The organism is Mesorhizobium album, assembly GCF_033977205.1.
GTDB lineage: Bacteria > Pseudomonadota > Alphaproteobacteria > Rhizobiales > Rhizobiaceae > Mesorhizobium > Mesorhizobium album.
In genome coordinates, this window is record NZ_JAVIIW010000050.1 from 1 (window position 1) to 17,525 (window position 17,525).

The window sequence follows — 17,525 nt, forward strand, 5'->3', positions numbered from 1 at the left end:
ATCAATCGAAGAAACGGTGAGCGAGATTCCTGTGCGCATCCGGCAGACTCGCACACACACCGCCAAAGGGGAATCCCAAATCGGACTCTTCCGTTAGGTGGAAACCACTAGTCAGCCGCCCCACTAGGATTACTGACCATGAAATGCCGCGATTGCGGCATGGGCCCCCCCGAGTGCCAAGCCATACCTTGCAGCTAGTAAAGGCAGTTTCTAGGATTCAGAGATTGCGGGCGCACGCTCGCTAAACGGGGTCAGGACCGTGGTTGTGCCACCGCCACCGTAGGAGAAATTGGTTATATTCTTCCCTGAACTCGAACTTGGCCGTTCGATCGCAGAAGACCAGCACTGACTGGAGTGGCTACGTATCCAAAGCCCCCGTCAAGGGATTGCTGCTGGACCCACGATTCGTGTTCTACTCCCGGGAAAAGATGATTGTCTGGACCAGCCCTCCCCCCTGCCTGTTCTCCAGCGTGATCGTCCCACCATAACGCTCGATGATCTCCTTGGCGATCGCCAGCCCAAGTCCTGCGCCGGGAATGAACTGCATGCGCGCCGGGTCGACCCGGAAGAACGGCTCGAAGGCTTTGTTCAAAAGGTCCGGCGGAATGCCGGGGCCGCGGTCGGCGATGGTGAGAACCGCTCGGTTGCCTTGCCCGTATAGCGAGACCGTGCAGTTCTTGCCATGCGTGGCGGCGTTGACGATCAGGTTGCGCAGCGCCCGGCGCAAGCCAAGCGCGCCGGCTTTGACCGACACATGGTCGAGATGGTCGATCGTCACCGCATGACCGAGCGAGACCATCTCGACTTCGATATCGCGAACCAGCGTGTCCAGCGCCACCGGCTCAACCGCGTCCTGGTTGACCTCCTCGCGCACCAGGCGGATGGCGCTGTCGGCGATGCGATCGAGCTCGTCGAGGTCGCTCAGCCATTTCTCGCGATCCTCCTCGAGGAACTCGGCACGGAGCCGCATCCTGGTCATTGGGGTCCTGAGATCGTGGCCGGCGGCGGCCACCAGCCGCATGCGGCTTTCCATCGCCGTTCTCAATCTTGCCGACAGCTCGTTGAGCGCATGGGCGGTGGCCCTCACCTCGACCGTACCTTTTTCCGGCAAGGTCGCCAGCACTCCGTCCGATCCGATCTTGCTGACGGCGCTTTCCAGCATTTCCAGCGGCCGCACCAGCACGCCGGTGAAATAGATCGACACCGGCGTCGCGCCGAGCACGATCAGCGCCATCCAGCCGGCGAAAACATACCAGACATCGCGCGGCGGGCCCAAGTCGGGGACATTGACGATCATAAAGCGATGATCGGGCAGCGCGACCGAGGCGACCATCCCAGGTTGCCCGGCATTGCGGCTGACGACCGCCGAAACATCGAGGCCGTTCTGGCGCAGCATGTCGTTCAGCACCCGCGTGTGCTTGCGGTCCTCGAAACCCGGCGCCGGACGATCGCTGATCGGCACCCGCGCATCGCCGCTGCCCGGCACATGGCCGGGAGCCAGTTGCACCATGTACTGTATCTGGTGCGCCAGCGGCCCCATGGTCAGCTCCGGCGACGGCCCGCCGAGCACCTTGACGGCGACGAAGGTGGCGAGCCCGACCACGCCGAGAATTGACACGACCAGAAGGATGATCAGCCGCCGGCGCAGCGAGGTCATACCCCGGTCTCCGCCGTCTCGACGCGCGCAGTCAGTTGATAGCCGCCATTGCGCACGGTCTTGAACAGGTTCTCCTCGCCCGCCTCGGCGAACTTCCGGCGCAGCCGGCTCATCAGCACATCGACGGACCGGTCGAGTGGCTCGCGGTCGCGCCCTTGCGTCAGATCGAGCAGCTGGTCGCGCGACAAAAGCCGCCCCGGCCGGTCGAGAAAGACCTGCAGCAGGTCGAACTCGGCGCCGGTAAGATCGATCAGGGCTCCGTCGGCGTTCATCACACTGCGCGTGTCCGGCTCCAGCCGGTAACCGGCGAAATGATAGACGCGAACCTTGGGCGGGGCGACTTCGTCCGGCGCCGAGCGCCTGAGCACCGCCCGGATGCGAGCCGTAAGCTCGCGCGGATTGAACGGCTTGCCGAGGTAGTCGTCGGCGCCGAGCTCCAGCCCGATGATGCGGTCGACATCCTCCTTCAGCGCGGTCAGCAGGATGACCGGGATATGCGGCTTGCGGTCCCGCAGGCTCCGGCAGATGTCGAGACCGGAGCCGTCAGGCAGCATGACGTCGAGCACGATGAGGTCGAACTGGCCGGAGCCAAGCTTGTGCTCGCATTCGCGCCGGTCCGCCGCCACTGAGACACGAAATCCCTGTCCGTCGAGATAGCGCCCGAGCAGCGTCCTGATCTCGCGGTCGTCGTCGACGACGAGGATGTGGGATTGTGTCTGCATTCTTCGCCCGCTTGCCTTTTCGTCCCTGATTATAGGGAGCGACGCCGCCAAGCGGCACGGAAAATTGCAACGGAACGTTTCCGCAAAGCCGTTGGAAACATTCGGAAACAAATCTCCTTTTTCCGGAAACCTTCGGCAATGCCGCGACGCGAAGCGGCAAAAGACGCCTCCTATCCTCCAGCCATCCGAAGCATGCAGCAAAGGATCACGTCATGCGAAGCAAACTCTTGGCGCTCGGCCTGTTTTCGGTCGCGGCCATCCATCCCGTGCTGGCCGCTCAGCCCGATCCCGGCGCCGCACCGGGCGACGAGCCGCCGGCCATCAATCAGAAGGACGACACGGGCCCGGGGCCGATGCCCTGGCCTCGCCCGCCTGGGCCGATGCGGCACGGGCCGCAAGGGCCGGAAGGCTTCGGCTTCCGCCGCATGGGACCGCCGCCGCCGGAAATGCTTGCCGCCCGGCTCTCGGCCCTCGAGACCCGCATCGGCATCCGGTCTGAGCAGCTCGATGCCTGGCGCGACTATACCAGCGCGCTGCAGGCGGTGCTGGCGCCTCCGCGGTTCGACCGTGGCCCCGGCGCTCCCGGCGGTCCCGAGGCGGGCGGGCCGGGTTCCCCCGGCGGCCCCGGCCAGGCGCAACGCGATCCCTTCGCCTTCCAGGAGCGCCTGGCCGACGAGGTCACCAAACGCGCGGCTTCGGCCGCCAAGCTGAAGGATGCGATCGCCGTGCTGCGCACCAAGCTGACGCCCGAACAGCTCGAAATCCTCGCTTCGGCGGATCGGCCGCACGGCCCGCCCCCCGGTCCATGGGGCAATCCGCCGGACGACGCAGCCGGCCCCGGAGGTCCGCACGGACAGCTTCAGCCACCCCTACCCAGCAACTCTGACCGTCTGCGCCGGCCGGTCCGCTGATCCACCCGTTCAAGGGCCGGCCGGTACTTTTTGCGAAGCATGGAACGCATTTATGATCTGGGAAGCCCTGATGATGCTGCGGCTGCTTGCCTCCCTGGGCTCGCCCCTGACGATCCGCCCCGGCGCTAATGCCAGCCAGCGGATCCTGTCGAACCAGGCGCTGACGGGAGCGATTCGGCTGAGCTTCGCCGCGTATCGCCTGTCACTCCCAATCGCCTCGCCCAACGTCAAAAACGATGACCGCAAAATTGCGTAAACGATATCTTCTTCTGCTGGCTTTGCTTGTCGTGGTGGCCGCCGCCGCCGCGCTCAAGGCCTACGGCCGCGCCGCGCCCGTACCCGCCACGCAGACACCTGTGTCGGCGGCGGCACTTACGGTTTCCGTGGAGAAGGTCGCCTCCGAAACGGTCACGTCGTCGATCAGCGCCACCGGCACCCTCGCCGCCTGGCAGGAAGCGACGATCGGCGCGGAAGAAAGCGGCCTGCGCCTGACCGAGGTGCTGGTGAAGGAAGGCGACCACGTGAAAGCCGGCGATGTCATCGTCCGGCTCGACGACTCGCTTCTCAAAGCCCAGCTCGCGGAGCAGAAGGCAGCCGTCGCGCAGGCGCAGGCTACCCTCGATTCCGCCCTATCGGCCGCCGTGCGCGCCAAAAAGCTGCTCGCCAGCAACGCCGTCAGCACGGAGACCGCCGAGGAGAAGGCGACCGCCGTCAAGACCGGCAAGGCCGGTGTCGACCAGGCAGAGGCCGCCGCTCAGCGGCTGCAGGCCCAGCTCGACAGGACGATTATCCGCGCGCCGTTCGACGGCATTGTATCCAGCAAGCCGGCTGTGACAGGCTCCATCGTCCAGGCCGGTACCGAGCTGATGAAGATCGTCCGCGACGGCAGGCTGGAGGTCGGCGTGCTTGTCCCTGAAAAGGACCTGGCGTCCATCTCGGCCGGTCAGCCGGCGAACATCGTCGATGCATCCGGCCGCGCCTTTTCCGGCAGCGTTTCCCAGATAGCCGAGACGGTCAACTCGACCACCCGGCTCGGCACCGTCTATGTCGCCGTCGGTCAAGGCTCGGGCCTCAAGCCTGGCATGTTCGCCCGCGTCACGATCGAGACGGCGGCTTCCCGGCAGCTGACCGTCGCCGAAACGGCCTTGGTCTGGCATGCCGGCAAACCGGCTGTGTTCGTCGTCGGCGATGACGGCAAGGTCACCGAGCGTCCAGTCGTCACGGGCACGCGCCAGAACGGCCGCGTCGCCATCGAAAGCGGCTTGTCGGAAGGCGACCGCGTCGTCGTCGCCGGCGCCGGCTTCCTCAACGACGGCAATCTGGTGCGTGTCGCCGACGACGAGCCGAAGGCGGCCGATGCCGCGAGCACGGCGGAGCCGGCGCAATGAACGCCATCTCCTCCTGGTCGATCCGCAATCCGGTTCCGACCATCGTGCTGTTCCTGTCGCTCAGCGTTGCCGGCGTTTACGGCTTCATGCAGTTGCGCACCAACAACATGCCCGACATCGACCTGCCGACCGTCACCGTCACCGTGGCGCAGCCGGGCGCGGCGCCGAGCGAGATGGAAGTCCAGGTGGCGCGCGTCATCGAAAACGCGGTGGCGACGCTCGAAGGCGTCGATGACGTCTCGACGTCGATCAGCGAAGGCTCATCCGTCACCACGGTCGAGTTCACCCTCGGCACCGATCCCGAGACCGCCACCAACGATGTGCGCAATGCTGTGTCGGGCGTGCAGTCCAGCCTGCCCGCCGCCGCGCAGACGCCGGTCGTGGCGAAGATCAACGCAACCGGCAATTCGGTGCTCACCTTTGTCGTCGAGGCGCCGACCATGTCGCCCGACGCGCTGAGCTGGTACATCGACAATGACGTCGCCAAGGTCCTGCTTGGCGTCGACGGCGTCTCCAAGATCACCCGTTCCGGCGGCGTCGACCGCGTCATCCGCGTCGAGCTCGACCCCGACCGGCTCGCGGCGCTGGGCATCAGCGCCGGCGATGTCAGCCAGACGCTCGCCTCGAACAACGTCAACCAGCCGGGCGGTCGCGCCAATATCGGCGGCCAGGAGCAGTCGGTGCGCACGCTGGCCAGCGCCACGACCGTCGAGGCGCTGGCCGATACCCGCATCGCGCTGAGCGGCGCCGGCGACGTCAAGCTGTCCGACCTCGGCACTGTCGTTGACAGCTGGGAAAAGCCGCGCCAGGCCGCCTATCTCGACGGCCGGCGGGTCGTCGCCTTCAATGTCTACAGATCAGTCGGCTCGAGCGAGATCGACGTGGTCAAGGCCGCCCGCGCCGCGATCGCCGATATGGGCGCGAAGACGACGGCGGCAAGGTTCACCGAAGTCACCTCCTCGTCCGGCTTCGTCCAGGAAAGCTACGACGCCGCCTTCGAAGCCTTGTGGCTCGGCGCCCTGCTCGCCATCGGCGTGGTCTGGCTGTTCCTGCGCGACATCAGGGCGACGCTGGTGTCGGCGGTGGCGATGCCGCTGTCGCTGATCCCGACCTTCGCGGTGATGGCGGCCTTCAACATCTCGCTCAACAACATCACGCTGCTGGCGCTTTCGCTGGTCGTCGGCATCCTTGTCGACGATGCCATCGTCGAGATCGAGAACATCGTGCGCCATATGCGCCAGACTGGCATCAGCGCCTACCAGGCGGCAATCGAAGCGGCCGACGAGATCGGCCTCGCCGTGGTGGCGACCACCGCGACCATCGTCGCCGTGTTCCTGCCCGTCGCCTTCATGCCCGGCATTCCCGGCAAATTCTTCTTCTCCTTCGCCGTCGCCGTCTGCGTGTCGGTGCTGTTCTCGCTGCTGGTGGCGCGCATGCTCACCCCGCTGATGGGCGCCTATCTTGTGCGCGCCGGCGGCCATGACGAGGACGATACGCCTGCCTGGGTGCCGACCTATCTGTGGCTGCTGCGCAAGGCGCTCGATTACCGCTGGATCACATGGCTGGCCGGTATTGCCTTCTTCGCCGGTTCGATGCTGCTGGCGACCCGGCTGCCGACCGAGTTCATGGCGGCGGCCGACCGCGGCCGCTCGATGATCTCGGTCGAGTTGCAGCCCGGCTCGACCATCGAGCAGACCACGGCGGTGGTGCAGGACATCACCAGGCGGCTAGAGAAGGAGCCGGCCGTCGACAGCGTATTTGCCACGATCGGCACGGCTGCTTCTTCGGGCGGCGGTCCCAACCAAAGCTCGAGCTCGGCCGAAGTGCGCACCGCGACCGTCACGGTCAACCTCAAGCCGCGCGCTGAGCGGAGGATAAGCCAGCAGCAGTTCGAGGCCGAGGCCTCGCCTCGGCTCAACGACATCCCCGGCGCCCGCATTCAGTTCGGCGCCGACGGCTTCGCCGGCGCAAAGGTGTCGATCACCCTGGTCGGCGACGATGGCGCGGCCCTCGAGAGGGCGAGCAACGCGCTGATCGACGGGATGAAATCGGTTCCAGGGCTAATCAATCCGACCTCGACCGCGGCCACCACCAAACCGGAGTTGATCGTGCGGCCCGACAGCGCCAAGTCGGCCGAGCTTGGCGTCACCCCGACCGAGATCGCCGCGACGGTGAAGATCGCCACCATCGGCGACACCGACACCAGCCTGGCGAAATTCAATCTCGGGGACCGTCAGGTGTCGATCGTCGTCACCTTGCCCGACGGCGCCATTGATGATCCGGCGAAGCTCGCCATGCTGCCGCTGACCGGCAGCAGGGGCACGGTGCCGCTCGGCGCCGTCGCCGATATCGGCTTCAACGCCGGCCCCAACAGCATCACCCGTGTCGACAGAAGCCGCAGCGCCACGGTCGAGGCCGATCTTTCCGGCCTGACGCTCGGCCAGGCGACCGAAGCCATCCGCGCCCTGCCCGCGATGAAAAGCCTGCCTGCCGGCGTGCATGAGCTTGCGCGCGGCGATGCACAACGCATGCAGGAACTGTTTTCCGGCTTCGCCACCGCAATCGCCGCCGGCATCATCCTGATGTACCTGACGTTGGTGCTGCTTTTCCGCAGCTTCGTGCAGCCGGTGACCATCCTGGTCGCGTTGCCGCTGTCGGTCGGCGGCGCGCTTGGTTTCCTGCTCATTACCGGCAAGGCGCTCGGCATCTCACCGTTGATCGGCATACTGATGCTGATGGGCATCGCGGCCAAGAACTCGATCCTGCTCGTCGAGTATGCTCTCGTCGCCGAGAAGGAGCACGGCATGAGCCGCTTCGAGGCGCTGCTCGACGCTGCCCGCAAGCGAGCTCGCCCCATCGTCATGACATCGATCGCCATGGGCGCCGGCATGCTGCCGATCGCGCTCGGCATCGGCGCCGACGCCGAGACGCGTGCGCCGATGGCAATCGCCGTCATCGGCGGGCTCCTCTCCTCCACCGTGCTCAGCCTCGTCTATGTGCCGGTCGTCTATACCTTCATGGACGACATCCAGCGGTTCCTTGCCAGGCATCTCGGCAAGCTGCTGGTCGAAAGATCTGATGCTGAAACGTCGACTGAAGCAGCAACCCCAGGGAATCATCCGGACAATGCCTATTCAACTTAGTCGATCTGCACTTGGCGCACGTTTATCCCTTGTGCCCCGGACGGGGGTGGTCTGCGCCGTCATGGTCCTGGCAGGCTGTACTCAGCAAAGCGCGACTAGCGCGCCTCCCGGCGGGGCACCGGCCCGGCCGCAGGTCGGGGTCGTCACAGTGCATCCGCAATCGGTCGCGATTACCGCTGAGTTGCCGGGACGCACGGTCGCCTCCCTCGTTGCGGAGGTGCGCCCTCAGGTCGACGGCATCATCCAGTCGCGCCTGTTCAAGGAGGGCAGCGAGGTTGCCAAGGGCGATGCGCTCTACCAGATCGGTCCGGCGAGCTACCAGGCCTCCTATGACAGCGCGATCGCCACCGAGCAGAAAGCCGAGGCAGCGGTGCCGAGCGCGCAGGCGAAGTTCGACCGCTATGCCGGATTGATCAGTCAGAATGCGGTGAGCAAGCAGGATTATGATGACGCCGCCGCCTCGCTGGCGCAGGCCAAGGCCGAGGTTGCGTCAGCCAAAGCAAGCGTCGAGACTGCACGCATCAATTTGGCCTACACGAAGATCATCGCGCCCATCGGCGGGCGCGTCGACAAGTCCTCGCTGACGCCTGGAGCCCTTGTGACGGCAAACCAGACCGATGCCCTCACCACCATACGCACGCTCGATCCGATCAACATCGACGTCACGGAATCGAGCACCAACCTTCTCGACCTGCGCCAAGCAATTGCCGAGGGGCGGCTGAAGTTCAACGGCGAAGGTGTCAGCGTGAAGCTGAAGCTCGAGAACGGCACCATCTATTCGCAGACCGGCAAGATGGAATTCGCCGAGGCCAATGTCAGCGAGACCACTGGCACGTTCGCGCTGAGGGCCCAGTTCCCCAATCCCGACCGGCTGCTGCTGCCAGGCATGTATGTGCGCGCAATCGTCGAGGCGGCGGTGGCACCGAACAGCTATCTGGTGCCGCAGCGCGGGGTCAGCCGCAATACCAAGGGCGAGCCAACTGCCATGGTCGTTAATGCCGACGGCAAAGTTGAACAACGCATTCTCAGTGTGCGCAACAGCGTTGGTAACGACTGGCTGGTCGATTCCGGCATCAACGATGGCGAGCGTATCATCGTCGAAGGCACGCAACTCGTGAAGGCCGGAGCGGACGCGACGCCGGTCGAAGTGACGATCGATCCGACAACCGGCGAGATCAAGGACCGCGAGCAGAGCTCCGCTTCGGCGACCGCCACCGGCGGCAATGCCGCCGGTGCCGCCAAGCAGCCCGCTTCTGGCGCAACCGGGAACTGAAGCGATGTCGGGATTCTTCATCAACCGGCCGATCTTCGCCTGGGTGATCGCCATCGTGATCATGCTGGGCGGCCTACTGGCGCTCCGATCGCTGCCGATCTCGCAATACCCGCAGATCGCTCCCACCACCGTCAACATCAGCGCCACCTACCCCGGCGCCGACGCCCAGACCGTCGAGAACTCCGTGACCAAGGTCATCGAGCAGGGCATGACCGGCATCGACAATCTCGACTACATGACGGCGACCTCGACCTCGACGGGTTCGGCCTCGATCACTCTGACCTTCACCAGCGGCGCCAACGCGGACACCGCCCAGGTGCAGACGCAGAACAAGCTGCAGCTCGTGCAGTCGCAGCTGCCGCAGGTCGTCCAGAACAAAGGCATCACCGTCTCCAAATCCTCGACCGGCTTCCTGATGGTCATCGGCTTCGTCTCCAGCGACGGCAAGATGAACTCGACCGACCTCGCGGACTATGTCGACTCAACCGTCAACGACACGCTGAAGCGTGTCGAAGGCGTCGGCTCGACGCAGCTTTTCGGCTCCGGCTATGCCATGCGCATCTGGCTCGACCCGGACAAGCTCTCCAAATATGCGCTGATGCCGAGCGACGTGTCGTCGGCGATCGAGGCGCAGAACACCCAGGTGTCGGCAGGACAGCTTGGCGCTTTGCCGGCACTCAAGGGACAGCAGCTCAACGGCACGGTGACGGCCAGGAGCCGGCTGCAGACCGCCGAGCAGTTCCGCAACATCATTCTGAAAAGCAACACCGACGGCTCGCTGGTGCGGCTGAACGATGTCGCCAAGGTCGAGATCGGCGCCGAAAGCTACACCACCCAAGCCCACTACAACGGCAAGCCGGCCGCGGGCGTCGCCGTCAGCCTGGCGACCGGCGCCAATGCCCTCAACACCGCAGAAGCAGTGCGCGCGACCATCAACCGCCTGAGCTCGACCTTCCCGCAAGGCGTCGAGGTCGTCTACCCCTACGACACCTCGCCTTTCGTGCGCCTGTCGATCGAGGAAGTGGTGAAGACGCTGGCCGAAGCGATCGTGCTGGTGTTCCTGGTGATGCTGCTTTTCCTGCAGAACCTGCGGCCCACCATCATCCCGACGATCGCCGTGCCGGTGGTGCTGCTCGGCACCTTCGGCGTGCTCTCCTTCTTCGGCTATTCGATCAACACGCTCACCATGTTCGCCATGGTTCTGGCGATCGGCCTGCTCGTCGACGACGCCATCGTCGTGGTCGAGAATGTCGAGCGCGTCATGCAGGAAGAAGGCCTGCCGCCGAAAGAAGCAACGCGCAAATCGATGAACGAAATCACCGGCGCGCTGATCGGCATCGCCACCGTGCTGTCGGCCGTGTTCGTGCCGATGGCCTTTTTCGGTGGCTCGACCGGCATCATCTACCGGCAGTTCTCCGTCACCATCGTCTCGGCCATGGTGCTCTCGGTGCTGGTCGCGCTTGTGCTGACGCCGGCGCTTTGCGCCACGATCCTGCGCCCTGCCAAGGACCACGCGACGCAGAGGGGGCCCTTCGGCTGGTTCAACCGCCTCTTCGACCGCGGCACGATCGCCTATCGCGAAGGCTCGCGTGGCATCATCAACCGCTCCTGGCGCTTCCTCGCCGTGTTCCTGGCCATCGTCATCGCCATGGGCTGGATGTTCGCCCGCCTGCCGAGCTCGTTCCTGCCGGACGAGGACCAGGGCATCCTGATCACCAGCGCCTCGCTGCCCTCCGGCGCGACGCAGGATCGAACCGAGCGCGTGCTCGCCCAGGTGACCGACCACTATCTCAACGAAGAGAAAGACGCGGTCGAAGGCGTGTTCACGGCTTCCGGCTTCGGCTTCGGCGGCGCCGGGCAGAATGTCGGCATCGCCTTCGTGCGGATGAAGGATTTCGACCAGCGCAAAACGCCGGCTCTTTCCGCGTCGGCGGTCGCCGGCCGCGCCATAGGCGCCTTCTCCAAGATCAGGGACGCGCAGGTGTTCGCGCTCGCCCCGCCCGCCATCCAGGGTTTCGGCAACACCAACGGCTTCGATTTCTACCTGCAGGATGTCAATGGCGCCGGCCACGATGCACTGATCCAGACGCGCAACCAGCTTCTGGGTGTCGCCGCAAAGAGCAAGCTGCTCGCCAACACCCGTCCCAACGGCCAGGAGGATCAGCCGCAATTCTCGGTCGATATCGACCAGGAAAAGGCCAGCGCGCTGGGCATCAGCCTCGCCGACATCAACAACACGCTGTCGAGCGCCTGGGGCAGGGACTACGTCAACGACTTTATCGATCGGGGACGGGTGAAGCCGGTCTATCTGCAGTCGGACGCGGATTTCCGCATGCAGCCGGAAGATCTCGACAAATGGCAGGTCCGCAACTCCGGCGGCGCCATGGTGCCGTTCTCGGCCTTCGCCTCGAGCCACTGGACCTATGGATCGCCCCGCCTCGAACGCTACAACGGCTCGGCGGCGGTCGAGATCCAGGGCGCCGCGGCCGCCGGCCAAAGCTCCGGCGCGGCGATGGACGAGATCGACAGGCTGGTCGCGCAACTGCCCGCCGGATATTCGCATGAATGGACCGGGCTGTCGCATCAGGAGAAGCTTTCCGGCAACCAGGCGATGTCGCTCTACGCGATTTCGGCGCTGGTCGTGTTCCTGTGCCTGGCAGCGCTCTACGAAAGCTGGTCGATCCCGTTCGCGGTGATGCTGTCGGTGCCGATCGGCATCTTCGGCGCGCTGGCGGCGGCCACCCTCTTCGGCCAGACCAACGACGTCTATTTCAAGGTCGGCCTGCTCACCACGATCGGCCTTGCCTCCAAGAACGCCATCCTCATCGTCGAGTTCGCCATTGAGCGGCAGGCGGCAGGCATGGGCCTGGTCGAGGCGACACTCGACGCGGCACGGCAACGCCTGCGGCCCATCCTGATGACGTCGCTGGCCTTCATTCTCGGCGTCACGCCGCTTGCGATCGCCAGCGGCGCGGGCTCGGGCGCGCAGAACTCGGTCGGCATCGGCGTGATGGGCGGCATGATCGCGGCGACCGTGCTCGGCGTCTTCCTGGTGCCGCTTCTCTTCGTCACGGTGCGCCGCATCTTCAAGGGCAAGGCAGCCAACGAGAATTCGGACGGGACCCCAGCCACAGCCACTCAAGAATAGAGGTTTCTTTCCATGCCAGGTTTTGAACGCGGTCTCGCGACCGCGAAGGGGCTTCTTTTGCCCGCGTTTGCCGCTGCCCTGCTCTCGGGATGCGTCGTCGGTCCGGATTACCAGAAGCCTCTCCTGGCTATGCCGGCGAGTTGGAGCGGGCAGAAGGCGGTGAAGCCGGCTAAGCCGGCGCAGCTGTCGCAATGGTGGCAGCGCCTGCGCGATCCCGAGTTGAACGCGCTCGTGGAGGAAGCGGTCGCCGGCAATCTCGATGTCGCGACCGCCAAGGCCAAAATCCGCGAGGCGCGGGCAAGCTACCGCCAGTCGGTGGGCAAGTTGCTACCATCCGCCGAGGGTTCGGCCTCGGCCACCCGCAATAGGACCGCAGCAACCAGCTCGGGCACGGCAACCAGCACAACTTATGACCAGTACGAGGCAGGCTTCGATGCCAGCTGGGAACTCGACCTCTTCGGCGCCAACCGCCGCAGCGTCGAGGCCGCCAGCTACGGCTTGGACGCTTCCGAGGAAAGCCTGCGCTCGACCCTACTGACCTTGGTCGGCGATGTCGCCTCCAACTATATCCAGGCGCGCGGCTATCAGACCCGCATCGCGCTGGCGCGGCGCTCGGCTGCGTCACAAAGGCAGACCGCCGAGCTTACCCGCACGATGGCCCTGGCCGGCACCGCGACGGCGGCAGATGTCGCCAAGGCCATGGGACAGGCAAGCAGCACGGAAGCGGAGATTCCGACGCTGGAAGCAAGCTACGCCGAAGCCGTGCACCGGCTTTCGGTGCTGACTGGCCGGCCGCCGGCGGCCCTTACCGAGCGGCTGAAGCGCGCCAAGCCGATCCCAGCGCCCCGCCTGCCGATCCCGACCGGCATCCCGGCCGACATCCTGCTCACCCGTCCGGACGTGCGCATGGCTGAGCGGCAGTATGCGCAGTCCACCGCCAAGATCGGCCAGGCCGAGGCGGCGCGCTATCCGAGCGTCAGCCTGACCGGCGACATCAGCACCACATCCCTCAAGCTCGGCGATCTCGGCAAGAACTCCACCATCGGCTGGTCGTTCGGTCCGTCGCTCAGCGTGCCGCTGTTTAACGGCGGCCAGTTGCGGGCGGCTGTCGACGTCGCCAAAGCCCAGCGCGACCAGTACTTCATTGCATACAAGGCCGCCGTGCTGACCGCGCTGGAAGACGTGGAGAACTCCACGGTTTCACTATCGCAGGAGCGCATCAGAAACGGCAGGCTCGCCTCTTCCGCGAAATCCTATGGCGAAGCCGCGCGGCTGGAAAGGACGCTCTACAAGGCGGGCGAGACGAGCCTTCTCGATGTGCTGGATGCCGAGCGATCGGCCTACTCAGCCGATGACACTCTGCTCCAAAGCCGAGTGTCGATCGCCACCGACTATATAGCATTGAACAAGGCGCTCGGCGGCGGCTGGGACGGCGTCGTCGACAGCACGACACCCGAGATCATAGACGTCACGACTGGGCCACGCTTCGCGTCGAGAGCCGTGGCGCAGTGAACAAGATGCACGGTCAATCAGAGGAGAGAGAAATGACCGACAACGGCTCGAAAGATGCCATTTTGAAAGTCATGGCAGACGTGGTTTGTTCCGGCAGGCGAACTGCCAGTCGTGATCCACCAGATCTACCAGTCTTTCGATTTGCTGCGATCCGACCATCAGGCGAAAGCTAGGATGGAGCCGTTGAAGCCAGCGGTTCCAATCAAGAAATCCGTTACGCCGGATTTCATCATTTCGCTAGAGAGCGGCAAAAAGTTCAAATCCCTGAAGCGCCACCTGCGCGTGAGCTACGGCCTGTCACCGGACGAGTATCGCGCAAGATGGGGCCTGCCCTTTGACTATGCGATGGTAGCTCCAAATTACGCGGCATCGCGCGATCCTGGCAAAGAGATTTCGCCTAAAGCCGCAGGAGGCGAAAAGAACGCGGCGAGCAAAATATGAGGACCGTAAAATGGGTGTGGCGGAGAGATTGTGACGACCAGGAAGTAAATTCCGCTTCGTGTCAGTCGTCGCTTTGCACCGAGGATGTGGGGCACGTAATTTTCCGCTGGGCGCGGTCTGGAAAAATCGCGGATGGTGCTTAAACACCGCGGCGCGGTTGGTGTCGCAGGCGACGGTAAAGATCGGCTTCGCCGCCTGGGCAACTTGGTCCGCTTCGACGATGGCCGCCGTTATGACGCCGCGTCCGCGCCGCTTGTCTTGGGATTGTCGGTATCGCTCGAGGCGACGGTCAGCCGTCACCGGCAGGTGAGCGAGTGGCGGTTCTCAGGAGCAAGTAAAGTTGGCTCGAACGAATGTGAGACGCATAGCCACCGTTCAGCCGCACTAGGAATATAGCGACTTCGTGCGGACGCTCCGAGAGGAGGCATGCGTCAGAAAGCCGATGTTCCTGCCGAATCTACGCCCCAATTTGTCCCATCAACCCACGTAGTTCGGGCTGGTGGCGCGACCCAGAAAGTTCGAAAAGCTTCCAGGAACCCCAGCCAAACTGGATGCCCTGTGGATAACTTGGTTCCTCGAGCTTCTTGCAACGCAGCAGCCGTCGCTGTTTCTGCAAGTAAATCAAAAGGTTGCCTGAAGGCTGCACGAACTTCGCCCTGATGCCATTCGCAGTTCGATAGCACCAGCTTCAGAAGTCTTTTTTCTCGCCAGGAGCCCGCCGAGCAAACAAATGGCTGGCGTTGCGGGCCAGTTCCAGAAGCCGAACGCCGTCCTCCATGTAGGATTCTTCCGCTTCACCGTGGCGTTCGATCTCACGCAAGAGACGCGTCTGTTCGACCCGCCATTGCGCTGACATTCGACCGTAGAAGGCGTTGTCGATGCGCCCATCGAGTTTGTCCAAATACATGTCGCCCATGCGACGGCCAAGCGGCCAAGGATATTGGAATCAATTTTCGCGACGATTACCTTGTTTGAATCAATTTTCATGTACTAGGATTATTTTTCAGAGATTCCAAGAGTTCAGAGTTCAGATCAAAGTTCGCAGGTAAGGAACGGTTTTCATGGCTGCCCTACCGCAGCATCAATTTTCAGGGCCAGTAACTGTTTTTCAGGAAGTACGCCTTCCTGAAACCGCGACGCCTGCCGGCTATAGCGCCCTGATCGGGGCTTACGGGCTCGCCGTCCCGTTGCCGCGCACGCTTTTCGCCACCGGCGAACATCACCGGATCACCGAGCGGGACGGCTGGCGCATTATGACGCTGCGCCATGCGCCGCATCCTACTCTAGAAGGCCACCTGACCTTCGCCCTTAAGTATGAAGGGCTCGACCTTGCCATCCTCAAGCGGCTGTTTCAGGCGACCGGTCCCGCGCCGATCGAAGCGCTCGTGCGCGCAAGCCCGACCGGCAGCTACGCCCGCCGCATCTGGTTCCTGTTCGAGTGGCTCACCGGAATCCGCCTTGATCTGCCCGACGCGGACGCCGGACGCTACGTTCCGGTGGTCGATCCCGAGCTGCAATGGGCGGCGCCGGAGACGACGGCCTCGCGCTACCGCGTGAAGGACAATTTGCCCGGCACGCCGGAATTCTGCCCGCTGGTCTTTCGGACCAGGGCTCTTGACGAATTCATCGGCATGGACCTGCCGCAGCGCGCGCAGGCAATCGTCGCCGACGTGCCGCGCGACGTTCTCGCGCGAACCGCCGCCTTCCTCCTGCTCAAGGACTCGCGGTCAAGCTACGCGATCGAAGGCGAGCGTCCGCCGCATGACCGCATGCAGCGCTGGGGCCGCGCCATCGGCGAAGCCGGCCGCCAGCCGATCGATCGCGATGAACTGCTGCGCCTGCAACGGATCGTGCTTGGCGATGGCCGTTTCGTGAGACTCGGCTTCCGGCAGGAGGGCGGCTTCGTCGGTGAGCACGACCGCGACAATCGCATCCCGCTGCCCGATCACATCAGCGCCCGACACGAAGACCTGCCCTCACTCATTGACGGCATGGTCGGGTTCGACCGCGGCCCGGCGCAAGGTCTGGATGCTGTCATTGCCGCTGCGGTCCTCGCTTTCGGTTTCGTCTACATTCATCCCTTCGAGGATGGGAATGGACGCATTCACCGCTACCTGATACACCACGTCCTTGCCATGCGCGGCTTCAACCCGCCCGGCGTGGTATTCCCGGTCTCGACCGCCATCCTGGATGAGATCGATGAGTACCGGCGGGTGCTCGAGAGCTATTCGCAACGCCTGCTGCCGCTGATCGAATGGGAACCGACACCGCAATTCAACGTGCGGGTCCTGAACGACACCGGCGATTTCTACCGCTTTTTCGACGCAACGCCTCATGCCGAGTTCCTCTACGCCTGCGTGCGCAGAACCATTGAGCGGGATCTTCCCGACGAGACTGCCTTCCGGCAGCGCTACGACCAGTTCCGGCAGCAAGTTGACGCCTTCATCGACATGCCCGAACGGCTGACCGATCTGCTCTTCCGCTTCCTGCAGCAGAATGGCGGCCGTCTCTCGAATCGCGCCCGCGAACGGGAATTCGCCGCGCTGACGGATGCGGAAGCGGAACATATCGAGACGATCTATCGCGAGGTTTTCGGCAATGGCTGACGCGGGGGCGAACGCCATCAATTATCCCGAATGGATGGAATACCGCAAAAAGAACGGTCTTGATCCGCGGCACAGAACAGCAGCGTCAGCCTGTGTCAGACGCTCCTTCCCGGCAGCGTTTGACACGTCCCCAGCTGGCCGCGTCCAGCGTCAACTTTGTGTTTTAACGACTGCTTATGGACGGCATCTCCAACCCTGCCTCGTCGCGATCAGGCGCCTTGGATGGCGATTGCCGTGGTCAGCAGGATCAGGCTCAGCGTCGCCAACGCAGCGCGGGCAACATGCGAGAGTTCCCACCGGTTACGAAGCGCAGTCCAGTCATCGGTTTGCGGGAGTGCGGTCCCGGCGCGGCCCTCGGTCGCGAAGAAGCGCTTCGCCGGCGCGTTCAATTCCACCTCTTGCAGCCAGTGCTTGTTGATCGGCTGGGTCATGAACCAGAAAACGAGCTGCATGCCGAGGAGCGCAGCCAGCGCGCCGGCGCTCAGTCGGAATTGGACAGGATCGCCCGACGTCAGCATCAACGCAAACGTCGCGACGATCCCGCCGACCTCGGCGACACCGCCTCCGATCGTGAAGCCCGGATAGTAGATCCGCTGGACGACAAAATACTCTTGCCTGCCAAGCCGCAATTTGCCCGGCAACTCCAGCGCATGGGCGAGCGCCATGGCCATCGCGCTCGCCACGAGGATGACGGTCAGGACTTCCAGGAAAACATACATCGGAT

12 protein-coding genes and 1 pseudogene are annotated in these 17,525 nt (G+C 64.2%); 9 read left to right on the top strand and 4 right to left on the bottom strand.

The features are described from left to right. Positions 1 to 412 precede the first annotated feature (412 nt). Both RFN28_RS28900 and RFN28_RS28905 read right to left on the bottom strand, forming a co-directional pair. Entirely contained in the window at positions 413 to 1,657 is a 1,245-nt protein-coding gene (locus tag RFN28_RS28900; protein ID WP_320290547.1) for an ATP-binding protein, read from the bottom strand. After that, positions 1,654 to 2,379, bottom strand: coding sequence for a response regulator (locus tag RFN28_RS28905; protein ID WP_320290548.1), 726 nt, complete (start codon positions 2,377 to 2,379; stop codon positions 1,654 to 1,656). The genes RFN28_RS28900 and RFN28_RS28905 overlap by 4 nt, the downstream gene beginning before the upstream one ends. Positions 2,380 to 2,591: 212 nt before the next feature. Here RFN28_RS28905 and RFN28_RS28910 point away from each other — a divergent pair, with 212 nt between their 5' ends. From RFN28_RS28910 to RFN28_RS28945, 8 genes and pseudogenes are all read left to right on the top strand, one after another. After that, positions 2,592 to 3,290: a hypothetical protein gene (locus RFN28_RS28910; protein ID WP_320290549.1), complete on the top strand. Its 699-nt coding sequence runs from the start codon at positions 2,592 to 2,594 to the stop codon at positions 3,288 to 3,290. 52 nt (positions 3,291 to 3,342) lie between these two features. Then, positions 3,343 to 3,546, top strand: a complete 204-nt coding sequence (locus tag RFN28_RS28915) for a hypothetical protein (RefSeq protein WP_320290550.1) — start codon at positions 3,343 to 3,345, stop codon at positions 3,544 to 3,546. Then, positions 3,539 to 4,678 carry an efflux RND transporter periplasmic adaptor subunit gene (locus RFN28_RS28920; RefSeq protein WP_320290551.1) on the top strand — a complete coding sequence of 380 codons (1,140 nt, stop codon included), beginning with the start codon at positions 3,539 to 3,541 and terminating at the stop codon, positions 4,676 to 4,678. Before RFN28_RS28915 ends, RFN28_RS28920 begins: the two co-directional genes overlap by 8 nt. After that, entirely contained in the window at positions 4,675 to 7,821 is a 3,147-nt protein-coding gene (locus RFN28_RS28925) for an efflux RND transporter permease subunit (protein ID WP_320290552.1), read from the top strand. Before RFN28_RS28920 ends, RFN28_RS28925 begins: the two co-directional genes overlap by 4 nt. Then, complete coding sequence (locus RFN28_RS28930; RefSeq protein ID WP_430679123.1) at positions 7,805 to 9,094, top strand: efflux RND transporter periplasmic adaptor subunit; 1,290 nt, start codon at positions 7,805 to 7,807, stop codon at positions 9,092 to 9,094. The genes RFN28_RS28925 and RFN28_RS28930 overlap by 17 nt, the downstream gene beginning before the upstream one ends. A gap of 4 nt (positions 9,095 to 9,098) precedes the next feature. Next, entirely contained in the window at positions 9,099 to 12,242 is a 3,144-nt protein-coding gene (locus RFN28_RS28935; protein WP_320290554.1) for an efflux RND transporter permease subunit, read from the top strand. A gap of 12 nt (positions 12,243 to 12,254) precedes the next feature. Beyond that, entirely contained in the window at positions 12,255 to 13,754 is a 1,500-nt protein-coding gene (locus RFN28_RS28940) for an efflux transporter outer membrane subunit (protein ID WP_320290555.1), read from the top strand. Positions 13,755 to 13,841: 87 nt separating this feature from the next. Further along, positions 13,842 to 14,229: pseudogene (locus tag RFN28_RS28945) on the top strand (Ros/MucR family transcriptional regulator); the annotation flags it as partial. 654 nt (positions 14,230 to 14,883) lie between these two features. Here RFN28_RS28945 and RFN28_RS28950 read toward each other — a convergent pair. Beyond that, positions 14,884 to 15,096 (bottom strand): hypothetical protein, encoded by a 213-nt coding sequence (locus RFN28_RS28950; RefSeq protein ID WP_320290556.1) that lies wholly within the window; start codon positions 15,094 to 15,096, stop codon positions 14,884 to 14,886. A 160-nt stretch (positions 15,097 to 15,256) separates the two neighbouring features. Here RFN28_RS28950 and RFN28_RS28955 point away from each other — a divergent pair, with 160 nt between their 5' ends. Beyond that, positions 15,257 to 16,801 (top strand): Fic family protein, encoded by a 1,545-nt coding sequence (locus RFN28_RS28955; RefSeq protein WP_320290557.1) that lies wholly within the window; start codon positions 15,257 to 15,259, stop codon positions 16,799 to 16,801. Positions 16,802 to 17,010: 209 nt separating this feature from the next. On the opposite strand, the gene RFN28_RS28960 is transcribed toward RFN28_RS28955, so the two are convergent. Further along, positions 17,011 to 17,472: an anthrone oxygenase family protein gene (locus tag RFN28_RS28960; RefSeq protein ID WP_320290558.1), complete on the bottom strand. Its 462-nt coding sequence runs from the start codon at positions 17,470 to 17,472 to the stop codon at positions 17,011 to 17,013. Positions 17,473 to 17,525: the final 53 nt, after the last annotated feature.